At 70.7% G+C, this 24,863-nt stretch carries 26 protein-coding genes; 15 read left to right on the top strand and 11 right to left on the bottom strand.

All coding sequences use genetic code 11. From position 1 onward, the window contains the following. Positions 1-26 precede the first annotated feature (26 nt). Positions 27-1,187 (top strand): glutathione-independent formaldehyde dehydrogenase, encoded by a 1,161-nt coding sequence (locus AB0G10_RS16730; RefSeq protein WP_360921595.1) that lies wholly within the window; start codon positions 27-29, stop codon positions 1,185-1,187. Positions 1,188-1,216: 29 nt separating this feature from the next. On the opposite strand, the gene AB0G10_RS16735 is transcribed toward AB0G10_RS16730, so the two are convergent. Then, the gene (locus AB0G10_RS16735) at positions 1,217-2,299 is read right to left on the bottom strand and encodes a hypothetical protein (RefSeq protein ID WP_360921598.1); all 1,083 of its coding nucleotides are present in this window, start codon (positions 2,297-2,299) and stop codon (positions 1,217-1,219) included. A gap of 215 nt (positions 2,300-2,514) precedes the next feature. On the opposite strand from AB0G10_RS16735, the gene AB0G10_RS16740 reads away from it, so the two are divergent. Together AB0G10_RS16740 and AB0G10_RS16745 are read left to right on the top strand one after the other, a co-directional pair. Then, on the top strand, positions 2,515-3,492 hold the full coding sequence (locus AB0G10_RS16740) for an SRPBCC family protein (protein ID WP_360921601.1): 978 nt from the start codon (positions 2,515-2,517) through the stop codon (positions 3,490-3,492). Next, positions 3,489-4,664: a zinc-dependent alcohol dehydrogenase gene (locus AB0G10_RS16745; RefSeq protein ID WP_360921604.1), complete on the top strand. Its 1,176-nt coding sequence runs from the start codon at positions 3,489-3,491 to the stop codon at positions 4,662-4,664. The genes AB0G10_RS16740 and AB0G10_RS16745 overlap by 4 nt, the downstream gene beginning before the upstream one ends. A 58-nt stretch (positions 4,665-4,722) precedes the next feature. Here the strand turns inward: AB0G10_RS16745 and AB0G10_RS16750 are convergent, their stop codons facing one another. Continuing rightward, a complete protein-coding gene (locus tag AB0G10_RS16750; protein WP_360921607.1) occupies positions 4,723-5,193 on the bottom strand; it encodes a hypothetical protein in 471 nt (156 codons plus the stop codon). Between AB0G10_RS16750 and AB0G10_RS16755 the strand changes: the two genes are divergently transcribed. Further along, on the top strand, positions 5,182-5,385 hold the full coding sequence (locus AB0G10_RS16755; protein ID WP_360921610.1) for a hypothetical protein: 204 nt from the start codon (positions 5,182-5,184) through the stop codon (positions 5,383-5,385). The genes AB0G10_RS16750 and AB0G10_RS16755 overlap by 12 nt on opposite strands. Here AB0G10_RS16755 and AB0G10_RS16760 read toward each other — a convergent pair. Both AB0G10_RS16760 and AB0G10_RS16765 read right to left on the bottom strand, forming a co-directional pair. Beyond that, positions 5,382-7,574 (bottom strand): glycoside hydrolase family 3 C-terminal domain-containing protein, encoded by a 2,193-nt coding sequence (locus AB0G10_RS16760; protein ID WP_360921613.1) that lies wholly within the window; start codon positions 7,572-7,574, stop codon positions 5,382-5,384. The two genes, AB0G10_RS16755 and AB0G10_RS16760, sit on opposite strands and share 4 nt — an antisense overlap. Positions 7,575-7,717: 143 nt before the next feature. After that, complete coding sequence (locus AB0G10_RS16765; protein WP_360921616.1) at positions 7,718-8,707, bottom strand: LacI family DNA-binding transcriptional regulator; 990 nt, start codon at positions 8,705-8,707, stop codon at positions 7,718-7,720. Positions 8,708-8,971: 264 nt separating this feature from the next. On the opposite strand from AB0G10_RS16765, the gene AB0G10_RS16770 reads away from it, so the two are divergent. The 5 genes from AB0G10_RS16770 (at position 8,972) to AB0G10_RS16790 (ending at position 15,696) form a co-directional block, all read left to right on the top strand. Then, on the top strand, positions 8,972-10,267 hold the full coding sequence (locus tag AB0G10_RS16770) for an extracellular solute-binding protein (protein ID WP_360921619.1): 1,296 nt from the start codon (positions 8,972-8,974) through the stop codon (positions 10,265-10,267). Positions 10,268-10,343: 76 nt separating this feature from the next. Then, the gene (locus tag AB0G10_RS16775) at positions 10,344-11,231 is read left to right on the top strand and encodes a sugar ABC transporter permease (protein WP_360921622.1); all 888 of its coding nucleotides are present in this window, start codon (positions 10,344-10,346) and stop codon (positions 11,229-11,231) included. Next, positions 11,231-12,055, top strand: coding sequence for a carbohydrate ABC transporter permease (locus AB0G10_RS16780; protein ID WP_360921625.1), 825 nt, complete (start codon positions 11,231-11,233; stop codon positions 12,053-12,055). Before AB0G10_RS16775 ends, AB0G10_RS16780 begins: the two co-directional genes overlap by 1 nt. A gap of 4 nt (positions 12,056-12,059) precedes the next feature. Continuing rightward, positions 12,060-14,651 (top strand): glycoside hydrolase family 78 protein, encoded by a 2,592-nt coding sequence (locus tag AB0G10_RS16785; RefSeq protein WP_360921628.1) that lies wholly within the window; start codon positions 12,060-12,062, stop codon positions 14,649-14,651. 64 nt (positions 14,652-14,715) lie between these two features. After that, positions 14,716-15,696, top strand: coding sequence for a LacI family DNA-binding transcriptional regulator (locus tag AB0G10_RS16790; RefSeq protein WP_360921631.1), 981 nt, complete (start codon positions 14,716-14,718; stop codon positions 15,694-15,696). Positions 15,697-15,720: 24 nt separating this feature from the next. Here the strand turns inward: AB0G10_RS16790 and AB0G10_RS16795 are convergent, their stop codons facing one another. Then, a complete protein-coding gene (locus tag AB0G10_RS16795) occupies positions 15,721-16,287 on the bottom strand; it encodes a hypothetical protein (RefSeq protein WP_360921634.1) in 567 nt (188 codons plus the stop codon). Between the two features lie 157 nt (positions 16,288-16,444). On the opposite strand from AB0G10_RS16795, the gene AB0G10_RS16800 reads away from it, so the two are divergent. Continuing rightward, positions 16,445-16,732, top strand: a complete 288-nt coding sequence (locus AB0G10_RS16800) for a DUF4287 domain-containing protein (RefSeq protein WP_360921637.1) — start codon at positions 16,445-16,447, stop codon at positions 16,730-16,732. 79 nt (positions 16,733-16,811) lie between these two features. On the opposite strand, the gene AB0G10_RS16805 is transcribed toward AB0G10_RS16800, so the two are convergent. Then, complete coding sequence (locus AB0G10_RS16805) at positions 16,812-17,144, bottom strand: hypothetical protein (protein WP_360923040.1); 333 nt, start codon at positions 17,142-17,144, stop codon at positions 16,812-16,814. A gap of 164 nt (positions 17,145-17,308) precedes the next feature. Between AB0G10_RS16805 and AB0G10_RS16810 the strand changes: the two genes are divergently transcribed. Continuing rightward, the gene (locus tag AB0G10_RS16810; protein ID WP_360921640.1) at positions 17,309-17,707 is read left to right on the top strand and encodes a hypothetical protein; all 399 of its coding nucleotides are present in this window, start codon (positions 17,309-17,311) and stop codon (positions 17,705-17,707) included. On the opposite strand, the gene AB0G10_RS16815 is transcribed toward AB0G10_RS16810, so the two are convergent. Further along, positions 17,689-17,928, bottom strand: a complete 240-nt coding sequence (locus AB0G10_RS16815; RefSeq protein WP_360921642.1) for a hypothetical protein — start codon at positions 17,926-17,928, stop codon at positions 17,689-17,691. The genes AB0G10_RS16810 and AB0G10_RS16815 overlap by 19 nt on opposite strands. 233 nt (positions 17,929-18,161) lie before the next feature. Between AB0G10_RS16815 and AB0G10_RS16820 the strand changes: the two genes are divergently transcribed. After that, positions 18,162-18,314: a helix-turn-helix domain-containing protein gene (locus AB0G10_RS16820; protein WP_360921645.1), complete on the top strand. Its 153-nt coding sequence runs from the start codon at positions 18,162-18,164 to the stop codon at positions 18,312-18,314. Between the two features lie 31 nt (positions 18,315-18,345). Here the strand turns inward: AB0G10_RS16820 and AB0G10_RS16825 are convergent, their stop codons facing one another. The 4 genes from AB0G10_RS16825 to AB0G10_RS16840 form a co-directional block, all read right to left on the bottom strand. Then, positions 18,346-18,987, bottom strand: a complete 642-nt coding sequence (locus AB0G10_RS16825; RefSeq protein WP_360921648.1) for a tachylectin-related carbohydrate-binding protein — start codon at positions 18,985-18,987, stop codon at positions 18,346-18,348. A gap of 145 nt (positions 18,988-19,132) precedes the next feature. Continuing rightward, complete coding sequence (locus tag AB0G10_RS16830; RefSeq protein ID WP_360921651.1) at positions 19,133-20,062, bottom strand: lipoprotein; 930 nt, start codon at positions 20,060-20,062, stop codon at positions 19,133-19,135. A 101-nt stretch (positions 20,063-20,163) separates the two neighbouring features. After that, positions 20,164-21,312, bottom strand: a complete 1,149-nt coding sequence (locus AB0G10_RS16835; protein WP_360921653.1) for an endo-1,4-beta-xylanase — start codon at positions 21,310-21,312, stop codon at positions 20,164-20,166. A 62-nt stretch (positions 21,313-21,374) separates the two neighbouring features. Further along, complete coding sequence (locus AB0G10_RS16840; protein WP_360921655.1) at positions 21,375-21,746, bottom strand: DUF6223 family protein; 372 nt, start codon at positions 21,744-21,746, stop codon at positions 21,375-21,377. A gap of 188 nt (positions 21,747-21,934) precedes the next feature. Here AB0G10_RS16840 and AB0G10_RS16845 point away from each other — a divergent pair, with 188 nt between their 5' ends. From AB0G10_RS16845 to AB0G10_RS16855, 3 genes are read left to right on the top strand one after another with little or no spacing between them, the layout of a single operon-like run. Continuing rightward, positions 21,935-23,047: a sensor histidine kinase gene (locus AB0G10_RS16845; protein WP_360921658.1), complete on the top strand. Its 1,113-nt coding sequence runs from the start codon at positions 21,935-21,937 to the stop codon at positions 23,045-23,047. Continuing rightward, on the top strand, positions 23,044-23,712 hold the full coding sequence (locus AB0G10_RS16850) for a response regulator transcription factor (RefSeq protein WP_360921661.1): 669 nt from the start codon (positions 23,044-23,046) through the stop codon (positions 23,710-23,712). The genes AB0G10_RS16845 and AB0G10_RS16850 overlap by 4 nt, the downstream gene beginning before the upstream one ends. A 42-nt stretch (positions 23,713-23,754) precedes the next feature. Beyond that, positions 23,755-24,861: a DICT sensory domain-containing protein gene (locus AB0G10_RS16855; protein ID WP_360921664.1), complete on the top strand. Its 1,107-nt coding sequence runs from the start codon at positions 23,755-23,757 to the stop codon at positions 24,859-24,861. Positions 24,862-24,863: the final 2 nt, after the last annotated feature.

A 24,863-nucleotide genomic window follows, 5' to 3' on the forward strand; every position in this document is an offset into this window, starting at 1 on the left:
GCGGTGTCCACGACGAGGAGGTAGTGGTGAGGGCAGTGGTGTACGAGGGGCCGCGGCAGGTCAGCGTCAAGGACGTGCCTGATGCGCGGATCGAGCGGCCGACCGATGTGCTGGTGCGGGTCACGTCGGCGAACATCTGCGGCTCGGACCCGCACATGTACGAGGGCCGGACCGATTTCGAGCCCGGCCGCTGGTTCGGGCACGAGAATCTGGGTCAGGTGGTCGAGGTCGGCGCCGGGGTCGACAAGGTGCGGGTGGGCGACTGGGTGGTGCTGCCGTTCAACATCGCGTGCGGGCATTGCAAGAACTGCGAGCGCCAGCTGACGAACTACTGTCTGACCGCCCAGCCCGAGCCGAAGATGGCGGGCGCCGCGTACGGTTTCGCCGACATGGGCCCGTACGGCGGCGGACAGGCGGAGCTGTTGCGGGTGCCCTGGGGTGACTTCAACTGCCTGCGGCTGGGCGAGGACGCCGAACAGCGCCAGACCGACTACGTGATGCTCGCCGACATCTTCCCGACCGGCTACCACGCCACCGAGATGGCGGGTGTACAACCCGGCGACCAGACGGTCATCTACGGCGCGGGCCCGGTCGGTCTGATGGCGGCCCTCTCCGCGACCATCCGGGGCGCGAGCAAGGTGATGGTCGTCGACCGGCACCCGGACCGGCTGCGGCTGGCCGAGTCGATCGGCGCGATCGTCATCGACGACTCGAAGGTCGACCCGGTGCAGGCCGTTCTCGAGCAGACGATGGGACTGGGCGCGGACAACGGCTGTGAGTGTGTCGGCTACCAGGCGCACGAGCCCGACGGGCAGGAGCAGGCCAACCTGACGATGAACCGGCTGGTCGCCTCGGTGCGCTTCACCGGCCGGATCGGCAATGTCGGCGTCTTCGTGCCCGAGGATCCCGGCGCCGCCGACGAGCTGGCCAAGCAGGGCCGGCTCGCCTTCGACTACGGCATGTTCTGGTTCAAGGGCCAGCATCTCGGCACCGGCCAGGCTCCGGTCAAGAAGTACAACCGCCGGCTGCGCGACCTGATCGCCGGCGGCAAGGCCGAGCCGTCCTTCATCGTCAGCCACGAGCTGCCCCTCGACCGCGCGCCGGAGGCCTACGAGCGTTTCGACAAGCGCGACGACGGCTGGACCAAGGTCGTCCTACACCCGGCGATGGCGGGGGCGGGTGCCTGACATGGCCGGAGAGCTGAACGGACGCCGGGTCACCGGCCTTCGCTGGCCCGGTCCGAGGGGTCCGGATGGTGTCCGTAGGCGGCGGTCCGGACCGTCTCCTCGTCCTCCAGCCCGGAGCCGATCGCTCCGCCGACGGTGGCCAGGGAACTGATGATCCAGGCGAGGGTCAGATAGTCGGTGGCGTGGGCTTGCCGTTGCAGAGTCTGCGCCAGCACGGAGGTGTCGATCAACAGGGCCGCGGCGAGCAGGGTGCCGAGGAACAGCACGACATAGGACACCGTGGTGGCCAGGGCGAGGGTGAGGATCGTGCCGGCGTTGAACATCCGGGCCAGCTCGGCCGGGGTGTCACGGCCGGGTCTCTCCCACAGGTCGTGGGCGACGATCAGCCAGGCCACCAGCCCGGTCAGCGCCAGCATCATGACGACGGTGAGGCGGATGCCGCCGAGTGCGTCTCCCATCTGCCAGATCGTGCTGGTGGTGAGCGCGATCGCGGCCGTGCCGAACGCGCCGACCAGGAGTTTGGACAGGCCCAGCAACGCGCGTCCCGGTCGGTTCGCCCTGACCATTCCGGTCAGCAACCGCGCCCGCCCGGTCCACCGGGAGGCGACGTACCGCACGTCGCCGGCCTCGTCCGCGCCGATCGACCGCTTGATGACGGTCACCCGGCTCGCCAGGTCCGCCGGTGTGCCGGGAGCGTCGGCGAGCAGCGCGCCCACGAGATCCGGGACGACCGCGCGGACGATCTGCAGCTGGCTCAGGCCCAGTGCGGGCAGGGAGACGATCGCGGCTCGGCGCCGGGTGGAGGACTGAGCGATCAGTGGCGTCCGGTCGGCGTGCAACGGCAGATCGGTCAGGCAGATCGCGACGTCCCACCGGTCGCCGGTGCGCCGCCGGGCCAGGTCGTCGAGCAGCGCCTCCGCGCCGCCGTCACGGCGCGGCGCCACCTCGCCCCAGCCTTCCCGGACCGTCCATCGCACGCCGGCGTCCACTCGCTCGGCGAGCAGGCGGGCGAGCTCGGCGGCCAGCCGCGCCGTCACCCGTGCCGGGTAGTCCGGTGGGGTGGCCACCAGCCCGACCACGATCTCCGTACGGTTCTGATCGTTATGCGTCATCGCAGCTCCTCGCCGGCATCGGGACGCGTTGCGGTGCCGGCGCTTTCCCCATCGGTACGCATACATGCCTCCCCTCGCCGGCAATGCCGCGAGGCACGTCGGGGCCACGGATGACCGAGACGGTTTAGGCGATTTCGTCGCGGGAAGCCCGGAATCCGAGACAGCGCGCTCCCGGTCACGGTGCACGGGGGCGCGGTCGACCACGGAGGTCACCCGTGACGCAACTGGCAGACCGAGAAACCACGGACGACAGGCAGCAGGCGGTGCAGCGGCGGGGCCGAGGGCTCGGCTGGATGAGCCTCGGATTGGGGGTGGCGCAACTGGCGGCGCCGGACCGCGTGCGGCGGATGAGCGGGGTGGACGACTCCGCGATGTCGCGGGCGGTGGTGCCGCTGGTCGGGGCGCGGGAGCTGATCCACGCGGCCGGGCTGCTGACGAGCCGGCGCAAGGGCGCCTGGGCGTGGACCCGGGTGCTGGGCGACGCGATGGACCTGACCGCGCTCGGCATGGCCCTCGCCCACCGCGGCGGAGACCGCCGGCGGCGGCTGCTCGCCGTGACCGGTGCGGTCGCCGGGATCACCGTGCTGGACCTGATGACCGCCGTCCAGGCCACCCGAGCGAAGGAAATCGGTGCACGCAAAGGAGGATCCATGGAGTTGACGGCCACGACGACCATCCGTAAACCCGCGACCGAGGTGTACGCCTTCTGGCGCGCCCTGGAGAACCTGCCGGCGTTCATGGCGCATCTCGAACAGGTCCGCACCACCGGCGCCCGGACCAGCCACTGGACCGCCACCGCCCCGTTCGGCAAGAACGTCGAGTGGGACGCGGAGATCGTCGACGAGGACCCCGGCGAGAAGATCGCGTGGCGCTCGACCGGTGACGCCGACGTGCCCAACGCCGGTACGGTCCGGTTCGTCCCCGCCCCGGACGGCGTCAGCACCGAGGTCCACGTCGTGCTGGTCTACGAGATTCCCGGTGGCGCCATCGGCAAGGCCGTCGCCAAGTACTTCGGCGAGGAACCGCACCAGCAGCTCGACGACGACCTGCGCCGGCTCAAGCAGGTGCTGGAGACCGGCGAGGTGGTCCGCTCCGACGGCGCCCCGTGGGGCAAACGGGCCCGCAAGGAGTTCCCGCAGCGCCCGGCACAACCGCTGTCGGACGCCGAGCTCGCGAAGGGAGCGGACGCATGAGGGCGAACACCTGGGCGGGCCGCAACAAGGTCCAGGTCCGCGACGTGCCGGACCCGAAGATCCTCAACAAGCGCGACGCCATCGTACGCATCACCTCCACCGCGATCTGCGGCTCGGACCTGCACCTGGTCGACGGTTACGTGCCGACGATGCAGGACGGCGACGTGATGGGCCATGAGTTCATGGGCGAGGTCGTCGAGGTCGGCTCCGGAGTGGCCGCGGACCGGCTGCGGGTCGGTGACCGGGTGGTCGTGCCGTTCCCGATCGCGTGCGGCGCGTGCGCCGCCTGCGCCGCCGAGCTGTACTCCTGCTGCGAGAACTCCAACCCCAACGCCGGCATCGCGGAGAAGATGTTCGGTCACCCGGTCGCCGGGATCTTCGGCTATTCGCATCTGACCGGCGGCTTCGCCGGCGGTCAGGCCCAGTACGCGCGGGTGCCGTTCGCGGACGTCGGCCCGCTGAAGATCGAGTCCGATCTGACCGACGAGCAGGTGCTGTTCCTGTCCGACATCCTGCCCACCGGCTACATGGGCGCCGAGATGTGCGACATCCAGCCCAGCGACGTGGTGGCGGTGTGGGGCGCCGGCCCGGTCGGCCAGTTCGCCATGGACAGCGCCCGGGTGCTCGGCGCCGCGAAGGTCATCGCCATCGACAAGGAGCCGTACCGGCTGCGGATGGCGGAGCAAGCCGGCCACATCCCGGTCAACTTCGACGAGGTGGACGTGCGCTCGCGGCTGCTCGAGCTCACCGGTGGACGCGGCCCGGACAAGTGCATCGACGCGGTCGGCATGGAGGCGACCCACGGCAGCGCGCACATCGCCGCGTACGACCGGGTCAAGCAGGCCGTCCGCTCGGAGACCGAACGCCCGCACGCGCTGCGCCAGGCGATCCTGTCCTGCCGCAGCGGCGGCGTGGTCTCGGTCATCGGCGTCTACGGCGGGTTCCTCGACAAGTTCCCGGCCGGCGCCTGGATGAACCGGTCGCTGACCCTGCGCACCGGCCAATGCCACGTCCAGCGCTACATGAAGCCGCTGCTGCAGCGCATCGAACGCGGCGAGCTCGACCCGACGCGGATCATCACCCACACCATGCCGCTCGACGAGGCGGAACGCGGCTTCGAGATGTTCAAGAACAAGCAGGACGACTGCGAGAAGATCGTCCTCAAACCCTGACGGCCGTCCGTATCCGGCCACCGCCGCCGCGGAGGCCGGATACGGATGCACCCGGCGCTCAGAAGCACTGGTGGTACGTGACGGTGTAGCGGGCGCTGCTGCCGATCCTGACCCACAGCGGACCGAGGCCTCGGCGGTCCCAGCGCGTGGTGCCGAAGCCGGTGTTCATGTCCAGGATGCACCCCGGGCGGACGCGGAAGGCGTCGACGTCGTAGAAGTAGTAGTAGTTGGCGGACGTCTCGCCGCGGTTCAGCCACCACGCGGCGTTCTTGTTGCCCGTGGTCCAGCCGTTCTCCATGCAGGGCTTGGGGAGGTTGTAGTCCGCGTACGACCACGAGAGGTCGTTGAACCAGCAGTTGGCGATGTCGACAGGGGCGTTGCCGTTGGCGTTGTAGACGACGCCGCCGCAATACGGCTGGTAGCACTCGCCGGCCGACGCCGGTGCCGCCGGCACGGTGAGGAGGGCGAGCACCGTGGCGAATGCGGCGGCGAGGCCGAGCACCCTCCTGCGCAGGGCATGTCTGATCATCGGGACGGATCCTTCCTGTCGTGGGCCACCGATCTGGCGCTCAGCCTCACGACGGTCCGCGCGGCGCCGCAACGCCGGTGGAAGGATCTGGGACGATGGGACGTCGTACCGGCCTTGACCTGCGGTTCCTCGCTGCGCTGGGACGGGGGAGCGGCCCGCCTCCGAGGAAGCGGGCCGCGGCCCGGCGTCTAGTTCAGGCGGATCGTGTCGGACTGGGGCAGGGATCGCGACGACGATCCGACCGACACCGTGTACGTGCCGGCGGCGGTCCGCCACCGATCCTTGCGGACGTCCCAGTACGACAGCGGGTGGTCCGCCGACTTCTCGCGGATCTTCAGGGTGATCGTCTGCGAGGCGCCGGGCTTCAGGGCCGCCTGGCGGAAACCGACCAGCCGCTTGCCGGGCTCACCGGTCGACGACGGCAGGGTGAGGTAGACCTGGCTGGTCTCGGTGCCGGCCCGGTCGCCGACGTTGCGGACCCGGAAGCTGACGGCGAGGTCGCGTCCCTGCTTCGACACGGTGAGCCGGTCGTACCGGTAGTCGGTGTAGGACAGTCCGTACCCGAACGGGAAGAGCGGGTCGATGCCCTGCTGGTCGTACCATTTGTAGCCGACCGCGAGTCCTTCGCTGTAGTCCACCTGCCGGATCGTCTGGCCCTCCGCCTTTACGCCCGGGTACTGCGCCGGCGTGTTCGTCGGGGTGTCGGCGATCGACTTCGGGAAGCTCATGGGCAGCTTGCCGGTGAAGTTGGTGTCGCCCCAGAGCAGCCGGGCGAGCGCCGGGCCCTGTTGCTCGCCCGGGTACCACGCCTCGATGACGCCGCGGACCTCGTCGATCCACGGCATGGTGACGGCGCTGCCGGTCTCGAGCACCACCACGGTGTTCCTGTTGGCCTTGGCGACCGCGCTGATCAGCGCGTCGCCGCCGTCGGCGAGGGACAGGCTCGCCGGGTCGGCGAACTCGCCCATGCCGTACCAGCCGAAGACCACCGCGACGTCCGCCTCGGCCGCTGTCGCTGCCGCGGCGGCGACGTCGTCGCCGTTGTCGAAGACCACCGAGCTTTGGGTACGGGCGGCGCGTGCGGTGATCGATTCGAGGGGCGCGACCGGGGTGCACGTCATCGCGGGGGTGTCACGGAACCGCATGCTGCAGGCGTCGGCCGCGCTGATCCCGGAGGAGTCCGGGGTGTTCGACGCGGTGGCGCCGATGACCGCGATCGTCGTCTTCCGGCCGGTCTTCAGCGGCAGGATGTCCCGGTCGTTCTTGAGCAGCACCGACCCCTGCTCGGCTATCGCCCGGGCGGTCGCCCGGTGGGCGGCCGTGGAGACGTCGGCCGCCGCGGTCGCCGGCAGCGCGTGGTCGAAGAGGCCGGCGGCGAGGTAGGCGCGGACCACCCGGTACGCGGCCTCGTCGATCTGCCTGGTCGTGATCGTGCCGGCGGAGAGCGCCTGGTGGATCTTCTCGGGCGTGTAGTGGATCGGCCGGTTCAGCTCCTGGTCCAGGCCGGCCGCGAGCGAGGGTGCGGTGGAGTGCACCGCGTAGAAGTCGGACACGACGTAGCCGTCGTAGCCGAGGTCGTCCTTGAGCACGTCGTCGAGGATCGGGTTCTCGCAGGCGTACACGCTGTTGATCTGGTTGTAGGAGCACATCACGCCGGCCGGGTCGCTTCGGTCCAGTGCGATCTCGAACGGCAGGTTGTAGACCTGGCGCAGCGTGCGCTCGTCGATGTTGGACGAGCTGGTCGAGCGGTCGGTCTCCTGCTCGTTGGCGACGTAGTGCTTGAGGACCGCGCCGCTGCGGCCGTCGGCCTGGATGCCGCGGATGCCGGCGGCCGCGAGCTCGCCGCTGAGCAGCGAGTCCTCGCCGAGGTATTCGGGGGTGCGGCCGGAGAGGGGGGTCCGGCCGCTGGCGATGCCGGGGCCGAGGACGACGTTCTTCTGCTTGCCGAAGGCCTCGTCGGCGAGCGCCCGTCCCTTCTGCTCGGACAGGCGCACGCTCCAGGTCGCGGCCTGGCTGATCGGTGCGGGGAAGGCCGTCACGCCGCCGGTGCCGCGTACCCCGTCGGGGCCGTCGGTGTACGTGACCGTCGGGGTGCAGGGCACCTGCGCGGGGTAGGTGACGCCGCTGAACACGGTCTGGGCCGGGTTGTTGGCGGCGTGTTCGACGAGCCAGCGCAGTTTCTGGTCGAGGGTGCTGGCCTTGAGCAGGAGAGTGGCCCGCTGGTCGGCGGACTTGCGGGTGTCCATCCACGGGCAGGCGGAGGGATGAGAGGCCGTGGCCGGGTGTGCGGTGGCCGGGGCGGCGACGGCGAGAGGCAGGGTGGTCAGCAGGGCGGCGGCAATCGATACGGAGTGGCGTCGCCTACGGGCTGATTTACTCATTTTTGCCCTTCGGAAGCATGGATTAAACGTTTCAATTGAAGCGTCGAAATCTCCGTGCGCACATTTCCGGGGTGTGAACGCGGTACCGGTGGCGCCATGCTTGCACGCCGACCCGCGTCGCGGGAAGAGGGGAGTCGCGCGGATCAGGACCGGCGGACGACCAACTCGGGCTGGAAGGCGACCTGCCGGTGGCCGTGCCGGCCGGCGTCGTTGATCTCCTCGAACAGCAGCTCAGCGGCCACCCGGCCGAGCTGCTCGCGCGGCTGCCGGACCGAGGTGAGCGGCACGGCGGCCGCCGCCGCGAACTCGATGTCGTCGTAGCCGACGATCGCCAGGTCCTCGGGAACCCGCAGCCCGTCGCGCGTCACGGTCTGCAGGACGCCGAGCGCGAGCAGGTCGTTCGCGCAGAACACGGCGCTCGGCCGGTCCCCGGCGCCGCGCGCGACCAGGGCGCCGGCCGCCTGCCGGCCGGCGGCGACGGTCAGCGCCGGGGTCTCGACCGCCTCGACGGTGGCGCCCGCGGCGGCCGCGGCCCGCCGCGCGCCGTCGAGGCGGTCGGCGACCTGCGGCGCGGAGAGCGGGCCGCCCACGAAGGCGATCCGGCGGTGACCGAGTTCGGCCAGGTGGGCGCCGGCCAGCCGGCCGCCGGCCAGGTGGTCCACCGACACCGAGCAGACGCTGCGGGACGGCCGGCCGCGGTCGAGCAGGACCACCGGCGTGCCGCGGCTGATCAGCTCCTCGACGGCTCGCCCGCCCCGGTCCACCGGGGTGACCAGGATTCCCTGAACCCGCTGGGTCTCGAGCCGGCCCAGGTAGCGCAGCTCGCGTTCGAGGGAGTCCGCACTGTTGTAGAGCTCCACGACGACGTCGTGCTTGTCGGCGACCTCCTCGGCGCCGCGGGCCAGGTCGGCGAAGAACGGGTTGGTCACGTCCGGGACGACCAGGCCCACCGTGCGGCTGCGGCCGGAGACCAGGGCGCGCGCCGACTCGTTGGGCAGGTAGCCGAGCTCGGCGATGGCGGCCTCGACCCGGGCGCGGGTCTTCGGCGCGACGGCCTGCGGGCGGTTGAGCACGTTGCTCACGGTGCCGACCGACACCCCCGCGCGCGCCGCGACATCCTCGATCCTGGCCATGCCGGTGAGGGTACGCGAGACGCTTCAAACCGAGCCGGCCAGTGGTGTCGTGAGCCGGGTGTCCGCCGCCGGGGACCGACGGCCTCCCGGGGTGCCGGTTCCGGGTTATTGAATCGTTACATCGAACGTTGCCGCAGGTAAAGTGCTTGTTTCGAGGAGGTCACCGAGAAATGTTCGTGTGACCTTCTTGATGTTCGGCACCCGGGCCTTGACGCTTTAGACGCTTCAAAACGAGACCTCACCGCGGTCGTTCTAGGAGGACCTGTGGCACCCCACTTCAAGGCCAAGAACCTGATGGCGGCGGCCGGCGCCGTCGCCCTCGTCCTGTCGGCCGCGGCCTGCGGCGGCAGCGACGACAGCAGCAGCGGTGGCAGCGCGAAGAACTTCTCGTTCCTCGCGATCAACGAGAACACCACCATCGCCAAGACCCTCACCACGCTGAGCCAGAAGGAGTGCGCCACCCAGAACACGGCGCAGCCCCTGGAGATCAAGAACCAGGCGCAGGCCAGCCTCGACCAGCAGCTCCAGCTGCTCGCCGGCCAGGGCGCCCTGCCGCAGCTGTTCACCGCCGCCAACGCGCCGTCGCTGACCAGCCAGCTCGCCGACAACGGCTCGGTCCTGGACGCCGCGAGCGTCTCGGACGGCGTCCTGCCGGCCGCGTCGTCCACCATCAAGAGCCTGTACGACGGCGACCAACTGGTGCTGCCGACCGAGCTGAACATCGAGGGCATCTGGTACAACAAGAAGCTGCTCGCCGACAACGGCATCACCACCCCGCCCGCCACCTGGGACGACCTGGTCGCCGCGTTCGCGAAGCTGCAGGCCGCCGGCGTCCAGCCGATCTCCAACGCCGGCAAGGGCGGCGACGGCTGGGGCGTGACCCGCTGGGTCGGCAACTACATCCTGCGCCAGCAGGGCCCCGACGCGCTCAAGAAGGTCGCCGACGGATCGGCCAAGCTCACCGACCCGCAGTACGTCGCCGCCGCCGACGCGATCGCCGCGCTGGGCAAGGCAGGCTACTTCGGCAAGTCGCCCACCTCGATCGACTACGCGACCGCGCTCAACACCTTCCTGACCGGCAAGGCCGCCTTCATCTACATGGGCTCCTGGGCGCTGTCGGACTTCAACGACGAGAGCAAGAACAAGATCGGCGTCGACAACGTCGGCTTCCTGAAGTTCCCGACCGTCACCGGCGGCACGGGCACCGCCGACCAGATGCCGGCCAACGTCGGCACCGCGGTCGCCATCTCGAAGAAGGGCTACGAGGGCGACGCCAACACCCAGGCGTGGGTGAAGTGCATCGTCGACAACTACGGCACGGTGGCGCTGCGCGACTCCAGCCAGATCACCGGCTTCGCCACCGACGCCGGCGTCGAGGTGCCGGCGCTGACCAAGGAGATCCAGACCGAGATCGGCAACGTGCAGACCAGCGTCCTGTGGTTCGAGGCGTACTTCTCGGCGAAGGCCACCACGGTGAGCCAGGGCAACGGCGGCCTGCTCGGCAGCGGCCAGCTGACCGGCGAGAAGTTCATGCAGACGGTCACCGCCAACCTGGGCTGACCCTTCAGGAGAGAGCGCCGGCGGTCTGGCGGGGGCGTCTCGCCGCCGGCGCTCACCAAGAGAGGCAACGAAAGACATGCACAGCGTGCTCGGCGACCGTAAGTCGGTCGCCCTCCTCCTGGGACCGGCCCTGCTGGTCTACTCGCTGATCATGCTGGTGCCGATGCTGTGGTCTCTCGGCTACACGTTCTTCACCGGCAGCGTCATCTCCGGCTTCACCTGGGCCGGGACGGCCAACTTCAGCAAGCTGTTCGACGACCCGGCGCTGCCCGCGGCGCTGTGGTTCACCGTGAAGTACGCCGTGGTGATCACCGTCGGTCAGGTGCTCGTCGGCTACGGGCTGGCCCTGCTCTACGTGTACTTCCTGCGCCGGGCCGGTTCGATCGTGCGCACCCTGGTGTTCTTCCCGGTCGTGCTGCCCACCGTCGCCGTCGCGCTGCTGTTCCAGAAGTTCTTCGAGTTCGCGCCGCAGACCGGCCCGGTCAACGCGGCGATCGAGGCGCTCGGCGGCACCGGCGTCGACTGGTTCTCCACGCCCGGCAACGCGTTCCTCGTCGTCGCGCTCATGGACATCTGGCGCTCGATGGGCTTCTACGCGGTGCTGCTCTACGCCGGCCTGCTCGACATCCCGGACGAGATGATGGAGGCCGCGTCGATGGACGGCGCCGGCACCTGGCGCCAGATCCGCAGCATCGTGCTGCCGCTGTCGCTGCCGGTCCTGGTCGGCTCGCTGGTGTTCAGCATCAACGGCACGCTCAAGGCATTCGACTCGATCTACGCCCTGACCGGCGGCGGGCCCGGCAGCGCCACCACGCCGCTGACGTTGTACATGTACCAGACCTCGTTCGCCTACGGCGACTACGGGTACGGCTCGACCATCGCCCTCACCCTGACCGTGCTGTGCCTGATGGTCACCATCTTCATCTTCCGCGGCACCCGTCGCGACCTGGCAGGTGTGGAGTAATGAAGACGCTCAAGAAGATCCCCGGCTACCTCTGCGTCGCCCTGCTCCTCATCGTCGTGACGTACCCTCTGATCTGGCTCTTTCTCGGGTCCTTCAAGACGCAGGACGAGTTCCTGAACAACCCGACCACCTCCCTGCCGGAGAGCTTCACCAACTTCGGCAACTACACGCAGGCCTGGTCGTCGGTGGCGACCTACCTGCAGAACTCGCTGCTCACCGTGCTGCCGAGCCTCGCGCTGATCATCGTGCTCGGCACCGCGGCCGGGTTCGCGCTCGAGGTGCTGGTCTGGAAGGGCCGCCAGACCACGCTCATGCTCTTCCTGGCCGGCATCATGATCCCCGGCCAGATGATCCTGCTGCCGCTGTTCACCATCTATTTCAACCTGCACCTGACCGGCACGCTCTGGCCGCTGATCATCACCTACACGGCGACCGGCCTGCCGCTCACCGTCTTCATGATGGCCACCTACTTCCGGGCCATCCCCAAGACCGTCTTCGAGGCGGCGGCCATGGACGGCGCCAGCGTCATCCGGTCGTTCTGGTCGATCGGTTTCCCGATGATGCGCAACTCGGTGCTGACGATCGCCCTCGTACAGTTCTTCTTCCTCTGGAACGACCTGCTCATCGCGCTGACCTTCACGACCGACGACGCGCAGCGCACCGTGCAGGTCGGCCTGCTCAACTTCACCGGCCAGTTCGGCGTGGTCGAGTACGGCCCCACCTTCGCCGCGATCTGCATCAACGTGCTGCTGATCCTGGCCATCTACGTCTTCCTCAACCAGCGAGTCATGCGCGGCCTGGCGGCCGGCGCGGTGAAGGGCTAGAGCTTTGTCCGCTCCACATTCCGCAGCCACGACGGTCCACGCCCCCCGCGTCGAGCATCACCAACGCCCCCTGGGCATCGGCGAGCGCACTCCGCGCCTGTCCTGGCGGATCGAGACGCCCGTTCCCGGCTGGCGGCAGCGGGCGTACCAGATCGAGGCGGTCGGCCGCTGGACCAGCGAGATCATCGAATCCGGCGAGAGCGTGCTGGTCGCCTGGCCCGGACCGGCGCTGACCTCCCGGGAACGGGTCGCCGTCCGGGTCCGCGTCTGGCCCTCCGGCGACGAGCAGCCGACCGCCTGGAGCGAGACGACCGATGTCGAAGCCGGTCTGCTGACGCCGGGCGATTGGGATGCCGTCTTCGTCGGCTCCGCCGACATCAGCGAGGGGGACCGGCGGCCGGTCCTGCTGCGCCGCGATTTTTCGGTACGGGGACAAGTGCGCGCGGCGCGGGTGTACGCGACGGCGTGCGGCGTCTACGAGCTGGAGCTCAACGGCGCCCGCGCCGGTGACGACGTCCTGGCGCCCGGCTGGACCAGCTACCACCACCGGCTGCACTACCAGACGTACGACGTCACCGACCTGCTCCGGGCCGGGGAGAACACCATCACCGGCTGGCTGGCCGACGGCTGGTGGCGTGGTGAGTACGGCTGGACCCGGGCCGGCGAGCGCTACGGCCGGGACACCGCCCTGCTCGCCCAGCTCGAGATCGAGTACGCGGACGGCACAGCCGAGCGGATCGTCACCGACGAGAGCTGGACCTGGACCCACGGGCCGATCCTGAGCTCGTCCATCTACGACGGGGAACACCACGACGCCCGCATCCTGCCGGGCGCGGGCTCACCCGTACGCAAGAAGGAAGGTCCTCGGGGTGAGCTGATCGCCCCGGCGGGACCACCGGTGCGCCGCGTCGAAGAGCTGCCGCCGGTCTCCGCCGAGCGCGTCGACGCCGGCACCCACCTGATCGACTTCGGACAGAACGTCGCCGGGCGGCTGCGGGTCACCGTCACCGGCCCGGCCGGCACCCGGATCGGCATCCGGCACGCCGAGGTCCTCGAGAACGGCCGGCTCTGCCTGCGCCCGATCCGCACGGCGCAGGCCCACGACGTCTATGTGCTGGCCGGAAACGGCGAACCGGAGACCTGGGAGCCGCGGTTCACCTACCACGGGTTCCGGTACGCCGAGATCACCGGCTGGCCGGGCGAACTCGACCCGGGCGCCGTGGTCGCCGTCGTCACCCACGACGACATGGTCGAGACCGGGCAGTTCGCGTGCTCGGACCCGCTGCTGCAGCGACTGCACGACAACGTGCGGTGGAGCATGCGCGACAACTTCGTCTCGGTGCCGACCGACTGCCCCCAGCGCGACGAGCGGCTCGGCTGGACCGGCGACCTGCAGGTCTTCGCGCCGACCGCTGCGTTCCTCTACGACGTCACCGGCACCATCGGCGACTGGCTCGCCGACGTCGCCGCCGAGACCCCCGACGACGGGCTCGTCCCGCTCTACGTGCCGCACATCCCGACGTCGTTCCCGCAGTTCCACTGCGCCGTGTGGGGCGACGTCACCACGATCGTGCCGCTGGTGCTGCTGGAACGCTCCGGCGACAGCGGACCGGTCGGCGCCGGGTACGAGACCGCCCGGCGCTGGGTCGAAGGCTGCCGCCGGCTGCTCAACGACCACGACGTGATCGACCGGGGCCTGCAACTCGGCGACTGGCTGGACCCGGCCGCGCCGTCCGACGCCCCGGCGCAGGCCCGCACCGACCCCTACCTGGTCGCGACGGCGTACCTGGCCTACTCGGCGCGCCTGCTGTCCCGGCAGGCGGCGCTCGTGGGCAAGGACGACGACGCGGTGCTCTACGCCGATCTGTCGGACCGGGTGACGGCGGGCTTCCGGCGCGAGTTCGTCACCGCGTCGGGCCGGTGCGTCTCGGACACCCAGACCGCCTATGCGCTGGCGATCCGATTCGGTCTTCTGCCCTCGTCTTTGAACGCTCACGCCGGTGACCGGCTCGCCCAGCTGGTGCGGGAGGCGGACTTCCGGATCGGCACCGGATTCGCCGGCACGCCCCTGGTCCTCGACGCGCTGACCGACACCGGTCACCTCGAGGAGGCCTACCGGTTGCTGCTCTCGCGCGAGTGCCCGTCCTGGCTCTACCCGGTCACCATGGGCGCCACCACGATCTGGGAGCGCTGGGACAGCATGCTGCCGGACGGCACGATCAACCCCGGCAACATGACGTCGTTCAACCACTACGCCCTCGGCGCGGTCGCGGACTGGATGCACCGGGTCGTCGCCGGTCTCGCCCCGGCCGCCCCCGGGTACCGGTCGCTGCTGGTCCGGCCCCGCCCCGGCGGCGGCCTGTCCTCGGCGTCGGCGTCGCACCTGACACCGTACGGCCGGGCCGCGGTCGCCTGGCGGCGCGACGGCGGCGCGCTCGTCGTCGACGTGACGGTGCCACCCGGCTGCGACGCCACGGTCGACCTTCCCGGCTCGGCGCCGGTGACCGTCGGCTCCGGGCAGCACCGGTTCGCGGTGCCGCACCCGGCGCCCGAGGAGGATCCGCTGCAGCCGTTGCCACCGCGGGAACGGTTCTGAGTACGCTTCGTGCATTTCGCTCGTGGAAAGAGGACGATAAGTGGCCCGCGCGACAATCCGGGACGTGGCACGTGTGGCCGGGGTCTCCGACGGGACGGTCAGCAACACGCTGAACCGCCCCCACCTGGTCAATGCGGAGACCCGCGAGCGCGTGCAGCGGGCCATGGAGGCTGTCGGCTACGTGCCCAACGGGGCGGCCCGGGCGCTGCGTGTCGGCCGCAGCCGCACCATCGGGCTGGTCGTCCTCGACTTCGGCAACCCGTTCTTCGCCGAGGTGGCGGCCGGCGCCGAGCAGACCGCCACCGAAGCGGGCGCCGACGTGGCGCTGTTCAACACGGGCATCGGCATGCAGGAACGGGAGAGCCGGCTGCTGCACCGGCTCGCCGAACGCCGGCTCGACGGTCTGATCATCACGCCGAACGACGTCGACGACCCGCTGCTCGCCGTCATCGAGGAGCGCGGCACCCCGGTCGTGGTCCTCGCCCGCGAGGTGCCGACGCGCCGCCGGAGCGCGGTGCGCAGCGACGACGTCCTCGGTGGCGAACTCGCCGCCCGGCACCTGCTCGACAACGGCCACCGGCATCTCGCGTACGCCGGCTGGCGGCACGACGAGCGGTACATCGGCGCCGTGCACGCCGCCGGCGCGGCCGGCGCCCGGCTCACCTGGATCGGCACGGCGAGCGACGGCTTCGCCGACGGTCTCGCCGCGGGGGAGCGGCTCACCGCGCTGGCGCCCGGCGACCGGCCCAGCGCCGTCTTCTGCGCGAACGACCTGATCGCCACCGGCCTCGTGCAGACCGTCACCCACCGGGGGATGCGCATCCCCGAGGACCTCGCGGTGGTCGGCTTCGACGACACCGACCTGGCCAGCGCGGCCTGCGCCGTCGAGCTGACCAGCGTGCACCAGCCCGCCGCCGAGATCGGCAGAGCCGCCGTCCGCCTCGTCCTCGACGAGATGAACAATCCCGGCTCACAGGCACAGGACATCGTGTTCGCGCCGGAACTGGTGGTGCGCGAGTCCACCACCGTCACGGCTGCTCGCTGACCGTCGTGAAGCCGCCTGCACCACTTACGCACGCTCGCACGCGCTCTGTCTCTCGCCGTTCCAGGGTCGGCTGTCCCACGCGACCGGCGATGTTCGTACCCTTGCATCTGTCGTCTGCACGGTCAGCGAGAGCTTCGCGTCGCGGGGGGTGATGACCTGGCACTGCACGTCCGCCGCCACCTCGACGGCGGACGCTTCGAGCGGCTCTATCCAGCGCTCGATGTCGCTGCTGTACAGCGTCGTTCCCGGCTGCTCGAGGACCAGTTGACGAAGCCGGACGCGTTGCGGGCCGGCGTTGACGATGCTGAGCCGGCCGGTCATGTGCAGCACGGTTCGCGGCTCGCCCTCCGGCGTGTAGGAGGTGGTGGACTGGCCTGTCCAGCCGAACCGTCCGGGCACGGCCACGACGGCGACGGCCGATCGGGCGTCGCGCTCGGTGCGGTGGGATTGCCACTGCAGCGCGCCTCCTGCGCCGGCGGCGCCTCCCACCGCGAGCAGGGCCGTCGCGGCGATCAGCCGTCGCCGGCGGCGCCACCGCGCGTGCTCGGCTGCGGGCCGATCCTCGGCCGGCTGGTCCAGGTCGATCACCATTCGTCGGTCCTCCGCGTGCGCCTCGCCCCCTCATCAGGATGGCCCGGCTCACCCGGCTTTCACCCCGTGATTTCTTTCCGGGCCGCCGATGACTTTCGTGCTCCGGCTCGGTCTGATGATCTGTCAGCGAACAGACCCGCAGCGGAAGGCAGGAGCCATGAGCTTCCAGGCGTACCTCGACAACATCGAGGCCAAGACCGGACTGACCCCTCGCCAGTTCATGGCGCTGGCGCGCGAGCGCGGCCTCGATGAGCCGTCGACCAAGGCGGGGCAGATCGTCGAGTGGCTGAAGGAGGACTACGGTCTCGGCCGGGGGCACGCCATGGCCCTGGTCCACGTGATCAAGAACGGCGACAGGATCAGCGACAAGCACGTCGGCACGTCGGGTTCGCACCGTGACGAGTCGGACCGGCTGTGGCTCGACGGCGTCGCGAGTCGCCCCTGACGTCACACGTCCGGGTCACCGACGCCGTCGATGAAGCGTGGCGGTGGACCACCCGTAGTCGCCGGCCGTCCCCACATGGTCACTTCTCCGGCGGGCTGATCACCGATAACTCCAGGACCGCCGGGATCGGCGTCACCCCGGGGCCGCCGGCGCGCACCCAGGTGACCAGGTCACCGAGCACCTGATCGTCGAGCACCAGGCCGAACCACACCGGCCGGGCGCCGTCGCGCCGCGCGAGCGGATCGGGCTGCACCACGATCACATTGGACTGCGTGCATGCGTCCAGGCAGAGGCTCGTGCGTACCCGATGCTCCGGTTCCAGCGCGTCACGCAGCGCCCGAAGCTGGCCGTCGTGGTCCACCGACGGGTGCTTGCGCAGGCTGCCGCAGCAGCAGTCCCGGCACACCGTCACCATGCTCGCCAACCACGTTCCCCTCTCGCTCTCCGGACACCACCCTATGCTCGGCGGTAGCGCCGGTTCGCCGCACCTCACGACGCTGTGGCGACCACTGAGCCCCCCGTTTCGACCTCTCGGATGTGCTTCGTTCCCCGCATGCCGCCGGGATTCGTACGGTCGTGCCCACGACGACGAAAGGCGTGGGCATGCGCAAAGGCACTCGGATAGCACTCGGGATCGTCGGCGGCGTGGTCGCGGTGATCGTAGCCGCGGCAGGGACGCTTGCCATCCTCAACCGGCCGCTGACGCGGGCCGAGGTCGATGAGGCGATCCGGCAGCGCCTTCAGGCCGCCGTGACGGCAGTGCTCGTCGCGTCGGCCTCCGCGGACGTGCTCGACCGCAGCGGGGTGGCATCGCTCGTGGTCCTGGTCGTCGCGATCGTGTGCGTAGCGAATCTGGGCGACTTCCTGCTGTACCGTCGCGCCCAGCGTCGCCTGTACCGTCTGCAGGCGACGCTGGGCGCGACGCAGGACGGCCGGGGCGATAGTCGGCCGGCGCCTCAGAAGCACTGGTGGTAGGTGACGGTGTAGCGGGCGCTGTCGCCGATCCTGACCCACAGCGGACCGAGGCCGCGGCGATCCCAGCGCGTGGTGCCGAAGCCGGTGTTCATGTCCAGGACGCAGCCCGGTCGGACGCGGAAGGCGTCGACGTCGTAGAAGTAGTAGTAGCTGGCGGACGTCTCGCCGCGGTTCAGCCACCACGCGGCCTTCGTGTTGCCCGTGGTACAGCCGTTGTCCATGCAGGGCGAGGGGATTTTGTAGTCCGCGTACGACCACGAGGTGAGGCTGTACCAGCAGTTGGCGATGTCGACAGGGGCATTGCCGTTGGCGTTGTAGACGACGCCGCCGGTGCCGTCGGCACGGCCGTGACCTGGGGTTTCCCGGGGCGCTGGGACGGAGCGGCTCAGGCCCCGCTCGGCTGGCGCACGACCGCGGCGCGGTACGCCATCTGTCCCTCCCGCAGGAACCGCTGGTGCGGGTCCACCAGGAGTTGCTGGCCGCCGACCGGGCCGGCCGGACGGTGGCGGACATCGCGAAGCGCTGGGGATTCGGCCACGCCGGACGGTTCGCCGAGACCTACCGCAACCGGTACGGCCACTGGCCGTCGGAAACCCTCCGTCAGTGATCCGCAGCGACCCGGCACGACGGTCCCGGCGTCACATCCAGCCGGAGCCGATGATGACGCCGCCGCCGGAGTCGTCGTCCCAGCTGATCGTGCCGTTGCCGTAGCCGTAGTGCCGGTTCCAGCGCAGGGCGCCGTTGCGGTCCACCGCGTAGAGGATGCCCAGGCCACCGCTCAGGACGGTCTGGAAGCCGAGCGTCCCCCCACGCCATCCGGAGCCGATGATCGCTCCCGAGTTCGAGTCCCAGTCGACCGAGGATCCGTTGACCGGGGTGTCGTAGCGGTACCACCGCAGGGTGCCGTCCTGTTCCACGGCCCAGAAGATGCCCTCGAAGGCGGTGACGTACGCGAAGTTCTGCCAGCCCTGGCCGATGCGCAGCCCGCTGTTCGGATGCCAGTAGCCGCCCGACCCCGGGATGCCGACGTAGCCGTGCCAGCGCAGCCCGCCGTCCGTGTCGATGCTGTAGAACACGCTGGCGCCGTTGGAGTTGAAACCGCCGTGATTGCCGGCGCCGATGACCGTCTTGGTCAGGCGCCATCCGCCGGTACGACCGGAGAGCAGCACCCGCGCGCCGCTGTTGCGCCAGGCGCCCTCGCCGTTGCTCCAGTAGTAGCCCCAGACCCCGGACCCGTCGACCGCGACGTACAGGTTGTCGTATTCCAGGCCGGCGGTCACCAGGTTCTTCGTGCGGGCCCCCCGTTTTCCGGCAAACCTTGACAACAGTGCGTGTCAATACGCTAGGCCGGGCGGTGTGGGGGACGATCGGCGTGTCGTCAACGGGACATGCCATCCGGAGGCTGCCCCGCCTCCGGTGTGCGGCCTACTTGACGGCCAGTGTCCGCATGGCGAGCTCGTACGCGGGAAGCATCGCCTCGTGCTCCGAGGCGTCGATGCCGCCCAGGTCCAGCGCGACCACCGACTCGCCGTCGAGGACCGCGAACGCCCGGTGGGGGAGCCACTCCTCGGTCAGTTTCTGGTACTGCTCGAAGCTGACGTCGAGGCCGTCGACGCCTTTGGCCGGCGTGTAGGTGACCTTGCGGGTCTTCGCCTCGGTGAGGAACGGCTTGAGCGCCGCGCGCAGGTCGCCGCCCTTGGCCGGCCCGGTCCACACCCGCAGGAAGCCCAGGTGCCCGGCCGGTTTCGCGTCGATCTCGCAGATCAGCCGCAGCGTGCCCTTGGAGGCCAGCTCGGCGAGCGGGTCGTCCTCGGCGATCTCGACCGCCTTCGGCTTCCACTTCTCGGCGACCTCGAACGTGACCGGGAGCTCGCAGCCGCTGCCGGCGGCGCCGACCACCCCGTCGACGGTGGGCTCCGTGGCCGCTCCGGAGGACTGGCCCGGCTGCGGGCAGTACTGGTCCAGCTTGCCCAGGGCGGTCTCGAACCCGGTCGTGTCCGCGTCCTCCGGGTTGGCCGCGACCTTGTCGGCCTCGTCGGCGATGCCGGTCAGCACGGTCGCGAACGCCGGGTCGGTGGCCCGGCCGGCCTCCGTGCGCATCTGGTCGCCGAGCCCGCCGAACGTCTCCTTGTAGATCTTGGTGAGCGCCGCCTCCGGGTCCGGTTCCTCGGTCACCTTCGCCAGCTCGCCGAACAGGTTGACGACGACGTCCCGGGCGGCCTTGCCGCCGGAGGCGCAGATCTCGGCGGTGTTGCCGGCGGCCGCGGCCGAGGCGCTGGTCGCGGCGGGTGCCGCGGCTTCCTGCCCGGTCGAGGCACAACCAGCCATGAGTACGGCCAGACCGAGGCCTGCCATTGACGAGGTGATGTTTCGGCTCACGAGACGGAGACAGTAGACGACCACCGCCGTCCGGCGCAGCCCCTACCACCGGCGTGGTGGAGGGGCTGCGCGGGTGCTCAGCGACGCGGGGCGCCGGCGGCCAGTGCGAGATCCTGCTGCAGCACCTCGTACTGGCCCTTCGGGTTGAGCTGCTCGTCGTAGATCAGGGCGGCGCCCTCCTGCGGGTCGTCGAACCAGCCCGGCACCCACGAGTAGGCGTCGCCGAAGCCCCACGGCGTGAAGGAGATGCAGGCCGGTACGGCGAGGCAGGCCTTCAGCGTCCGCGACCAGTAGCTCTCCTGGGCGTACGGGGCCAGCGGGTTGACCGGCTCGTTGACCGCCTCGGGCTTGGTGAAGGTGCGCACGTCGACCTCGGTGAGCGCGACCTTCTGGCCGAGCGCCGCGAACCGCTCCAGGTTGTTCGGCAGGTCCGGGTAGCCGTACTGGGTGGACAGATGCCCCTGGAAGCCGACGCCGTGGATCGGCACCCGCTGCGCCTTGAGCGTCTTGACCATCTCGTACACGGCATTGCTCTTCGGCCCGGTGAACTCGAGGTTGTAGTCGTTGTAGAACAGCAGCGCCTTCGGATCGGCCTGGTGCGCCCAGCGGAACGCGTCGGCGATGTAGCCGGTGCCGCCCCACGCCTTGTACCAGATCGTCTGGCGCGGCTCGCCGTTGTCGTCGAACGCCTCGTTCACCACGTCCCACTGCCAGATGTCGCCCTTGAAGTGGCGCATCTGCGCGAAGATGTGCTTCTTCAGGGCCGCCTTCACCTCGGCGTCGGACAACGTGGTGGTGTAGCCGTCGCTGGACAGCCAGGCGGGCAGCTGGTTGTGCCACAGCAGCGTGTGGCCGCGGACCAGCTGCCGGTTCTTCTTGGCGAACGCGACGAGCTGGTCGGCCTTCTGCCAGGTGTAGGTGCCGCGGACGGCCTCCACCTCGGCCCACTTCATCACGTTCTCCGCGGTGACGCTGGAGAACTGCTCGGCGGCGATCTGCGTGTACTTCGCGTTGACGCCGAGCTCGTCGGCGTTGATGGCGGTGCCGATGCGCAGCCCGGTGCGCGCGGCGAGCGCCCGCAGCGAGTCGGCGGGGTAGGCGTGGCCGGCTGCCCGGTGTCCGGTGCCCGGGCCGGGGACGGCGGTGGCGGAACCGGCGAACGCGAGCTGTCCGGCCAGCAGCGCCAGGACGCCGGCCACGGAGGCGAGAAGTCGGGGACGACTCATGGGAGCTCCTTGCGGGTATCGTCCGGAAGTTTCGGTGGGTTTCCGGAAGCAACGACCGCAATCTATGCGTGACCAGGGGACTGGTCAAGAAGGACGCCTCCACGAGTACGGGCAAGTTTCCGGAAGTTACGAAGAGCCAGCGATCCCAGGACCACTGCGGCAAGGCCGAGGGGAACGGCCGCGAACCCGCCGACGATGCCGTTGCCGGTGCCCGGGCCACCGTCCGCGGTGACGATCACGAACAGGCCTGCGATCAGGCCGAGGGATCCGGCCACCAGGGCGACGACCGCCGGCCGGCGGCGGGTACGCACCAGCGCGACGACACCGCAGACCACGCTCGCCAGCGCCACGACGGCCGCGGTGGTCGCCACGACCCGGTCGCCGGTCAGGGTGTACGCGTCGACGGTGGGCCCGGCGAGGAACAGATCGAACATGGGTCCTCCTTGCTCGGATGGGATGCGCCTGATCGTCGCGCCGGCGACCCGGTCCTGACATCGTGCCGACGCGGTCGTTCCCGCTGCCGCGAACGCGGGCGGCGAACCCGTCCTGCCGCGTACGCGGTAGCCGCGTCTGCTGCGCCGGCAGGAGTCGCCGGCACCCCCGGCCGGGCTAGGGTGCCCCCATGACACGCGTGCGGGTCGAGGTGCGGGACGCCCTGATCGCCGTCGCCGTCGCCGCCATCCTGGTGATCACCGGGCTGACCGGAGACCGGGCCCCCGCCGCGCCGGCGCCGCTCGGGCTCGTGCTGCTGGCCGCCGGCGGGCTGGTCCTGGCCGTCGCGCGGCGGGCGCCGGCCACGGTCCTGGTCGTGACCGGCGGGTGTGCCGTCGGCTACCAGGCGGCCGGCTACGACGTGTTCGCTCTGGCGTACCTGATCGCGGTGTACGGCGCCGTCCGGGCCGGGCATCGACGCTTCACCGTGGTGACGAGCGTGGTCATGCTCGTGCTGTTGCCGCTGGCCGCGATGGGGACGGGTATGCCGGCCGGGGAGGCGTTCACCCGGTCCAGGAATGTTCTCGAGCTGGCCTGGCTGATCGCGGCCGGGGCCGCGGGCGAGGCTCTGCGCCAGGCCGAACGCCGCGCCACGCAGGCCGAGCAGACCCGCGAGCAGAGCGCGTTGCGCCGCGCCGGCGAGGAGCGGCTGCACATCGCCCGCGAGTTGCACGACACGCTCACCCACCAGATCTCCGTGATCAAGGTGCAGGCCGAGGCCGCGGTGCACCTGGCACACAAGCGGGGCGAGCCGGTGCCCGAGGCGCTGCTGGTCATCCGCGACGCGGGCCGGGAAGCGGCTCGTGAGCTCCGGGAGACCCTCGGGACCCTCCGTGGCGCGGACGACACCCGGGCACACGGGCTCGGACAGTTACCCGGCCTGGTCCGGCGCGCGCAGTCCACCGGCCTCAGCGCCACGCTCACCGTCGACGGGCCCAGCACCGACGTGCCCGAAGCCGTGGACCGCACCGCCTACCGGATCGTCCAGGAGTCGTTGACGAACATCGCCCGGCATGCGGCCGCGGACAGCGCCTCGATCCGGGTCGAATACCGCCCCGGCGCGCTGGTGGTCCAGATCGACGACGACGGCCGGGCGACCCCGGGGATCACGATCGAGCCCGGCACCGGCCTGCTCGGCATGCGCGAGCGCGTCACCGCCCTCGGCGGCCGGCTGGACGCCCGGCCCCGCGACGACGGCGGCTTCCGGGTCCGTGCCGAGCTTCCCATGAAGGCCCGGTCGTGATCCGGGTACTGCTCGCCGACGACCAGCCGCTGATCCGTAGCGGCTTCCGGGCGCTGCTCGACGCCGAGGACGACATCGCGGTGGTGGCCGAGGCCGGCGACGGCGCGCAAGCCGTGACCCTGGCCCGGCAACACCTGCCCGACATCGCGCTCGTCGACATCCAGATGCCCTTCGTCGACGGCATCGAGGCGACCCGGCGCATCGCGGCCGATCCGCAACTGTCCGCCGTGCACGTGGTCATCCTGACCAACTACGGACTCGACACCTACGTCTTCGAGGCGTTGCGGTCCGGCGCCGCGGGCTTCCTCGTCAAGGACATCCTGCCGGAGGACTTCCTGCACGCCGTCCGGGTGGCCGCCCGCGGCGACGCGCTGCTGGCGCCGAGCATCACCCGCATGCTGATCGACCGGTACGTCAGCCGCACACCCCCGTCCCCGGCCGCCACCCGCTCCCTCGACGTCCTGACACCCCGCGAACGCGAATCCGTCGTCCTCGTCGCTCAGGGCCTCTCGAACCACGAGATCGCCACCCACCTGAGGATCAGCCCCGTGACGGCCAAGACCCACATCAACCGGGCCATGACCAAGCTGCACGCCCGCGATCGGGCCCACCTCGTCGTCATCGCCTACGAATCGGGCCTGCGTCCGATGATCGAACGAGGGTGATCAGCGGATGCGATTCCCCGCGGAGATCCCTAGGCTTCCGTCGTGCCCGATCCCACGGCCGTGCAGCGGCTGACCAAGAGAACACTCGTGACCGTCTCGCACGCGCTGGAGCAGGCGGCGCTCGCGGCGGCCGACGACGGGCCCATGGTGGTCTTCGCGCTGTTCCAGCGGCTGCCGTACTTCGAGCGGGAGCGCCGGGTCTACGAGCGCATCGCGGGCCGGGCGGCGGCGACCGTGGTCGGGATGGTCGCCGAGCATGCCCCGGACCTGCCGGTCGGCGTACATCCGGTGCTGCTCGACGAGAAGGAGGACCTGGCCCGGGAGTGGTCCGTCGTGGTGCTGACGCCCCGGTTCGGGGCCGTCCTGGTGGCCCGTGACCTGGAGGAGTTCCAGGCCGGCGCGACGACGCTGGAGAGCGGCCGCGTCTTCGAGGGCCGCTACCTGCTGCGCCGCGACGAGGCGCTGCACGAGGTGCTCCGGCTGCGAACTCAACTGTTGGACCGCCTGACCCCGGCCGCGCTCTCCGCCGTGAACGTCGTCGTCGACCGGGTGCGCGATCTCCCGGCCACTCCGGGTGAGAGCCGCGCCGACGCCATGATGCGCCTTTTCACCGTACGGGCGGAGCACGACCACACCCGGCTGCGGGACGGCGGGCAGCGCCCCGGGGCGGCTACGCGACCGGCCGTGGCCGGTGACACCGACCTGACCGGCCGGCCGGGAGTGCGACGGTGGGCGGGGGCGGACGGCGTCACCGCGTCCGGCGTGCTGCCGGTGGCGGTCCTCGCGGTCCGGATCACCTTCGGCTCGGGCGCCTCCGAGGGCCCGCTCGGGCGGACCGCCGTCCGGCAGCAGCAGGCCGCCGTCGAGATGCTCGTGGCCCGGCTGCGCCCGGCCGACCGCGCGACCAAGGTGGGTGAGAACGACTTCCTGCTCCTGCTGCCGGCGCTGGCCCACGAGGACGCGGTGAGCTTCGCCTATCGGCTGGTCGCCGACTTCACCGCGGCCGAGGACCGCGGCTCCTTCATGGCCGCGACGGTGACCGTGGCGCTGACCGTCACCCGCCGCCGGCCGCTGCCCGAGGCCGGCCTGTGGAAGGCCCTGCAGTGGGCGATCGCCGAGAACACCCCGGTCGTGACCGTCGACGGCTGACG

Source organism: Actinoplanes sp. NPDC023714 (genome assembly GCF_040639855.1).
GTDB lineage: Bacteria > Actinomycetota > Actinomycetes > Mycobacteriales > Micromonosporaceae > Actinoplanes.

What these genes read in the sequence shown, in the direction of transcription:
- AB0G10_RS16775 (WP_360921622.1), top strand. Translation starts at nt 10,344, where the DNA reads ATGCACAGCGTGCTCGGCGACCGTAAGTCGGTCGCCCTCCTCCTGGGA.
- AB0G10_RS16830 (WP_360921651.1), bottom strand. Translation starts at nt 20,062, where the DNA reads ATGGCAGGCCTCGGTCTGGCCGTACTCATGGCTGGTTGTGCCTCGACC.
- AB0G10_RS16755 (WP_360921610.1), top strand. Translation starts at nt 5,182, where the DNA reads ATGTCTGATCATCGGGACGGATCCTTCCTGTCGTGGGCCACCGATCTG.
- AB0G10_RS16745 (WP_360921604.1), top strand. Translation starts at nt 3,489, where the DNA reads ATGAGGGCGAACACCTGGGCGGGCCGCAACAAGGTCCAGGTCCGCGAC.
- AB0G10_RS16845 (WP_360921658.1), top strand. Translation starts at nt 21,935, where the DNA reads ATGACACGCGTGCGGGTCGAGGTGCGGGACGCCCTGATCGCCGTCGCC.
- AB0G10_RS16765 (WP_360921616.1), bottom strand. Translation starts at nt 8,707, where the DNA reads ATGGCCAGGATCGAGGATGTCGCGGCGCGCGCGGGGGTGTCGGTCGGC.
- AB0G10_RS16840 (WP_360921655.1), bottom strand. Translation starts at nt 21,746, where the DNA reads ATGTTCGATCTGTTCCTCGCCGGGCCCACCGTCGACGCGTACACCCTG.
- AB0G10_RS16815 (WP_360921642.1), bottom strand. Translation starts at nt 17,928, where the DNA reads ATGGACAACGGCTGTACCACGGGCAACACGAAGGCCGCGTGGTGGCTG.
- AB0G10_RS16800 (WP_360921637.1), top strand. Translation starts at nt 16,445, where the DNA reads ATGAGCTTCCAGGCGTACCTCGACAACATCGAGGCCAAGACCGGACTG.
- AB0G10_RS16750 (WP_360921607.1), bottom strand. Translation starts at nt 5,193, where the DNA reads ATGATCAGACATGCCCTGCGCAGGAGGGTGCTCGGCCTCGCCGCCGCA.
- AB0G10_RS16835 (WP_360921653.1), bottom strand. Translation starts at nt 21,312, where the DNA reads ATGAGTCGTCCCCGACTTCTCGCCTCCGTGGCCGGCGTCCTGGCGCTG.
- AB0G10_RS16735 (WP_360921598.1), bottom strand. Translation starts at nt 2,299, where the DNA reads ATGACGCATAACGATCAGAACCGTACGGAGATCGTGGTCGGGCTGGTG.
- AB0G10_RS16780 (WP_360921625.1), top strand. Translation starts at nt 11,231, where the DNA reads ATGAAGACGCTCAAGAAGATCCCCGGCTACCTCTGCGTCGCCCTGCTC.
- AB0G10_RS16795 (WP_360921634.1), bottom strand. Translation starts at nt 16,287, where the DNA reads ATGGTGATCGACCTGGACCAGCCGGCCGAGGATCGGCCCGCAGCCGAG.
- AB0G10_RS16760 (WP_360921613.1), bottom strand. Translation starts at nt 7,574, where the DNA reads ATGAGTAAATCAGCCCGTAGGCGACGCCACTCCGTATCGATTGCCGCC.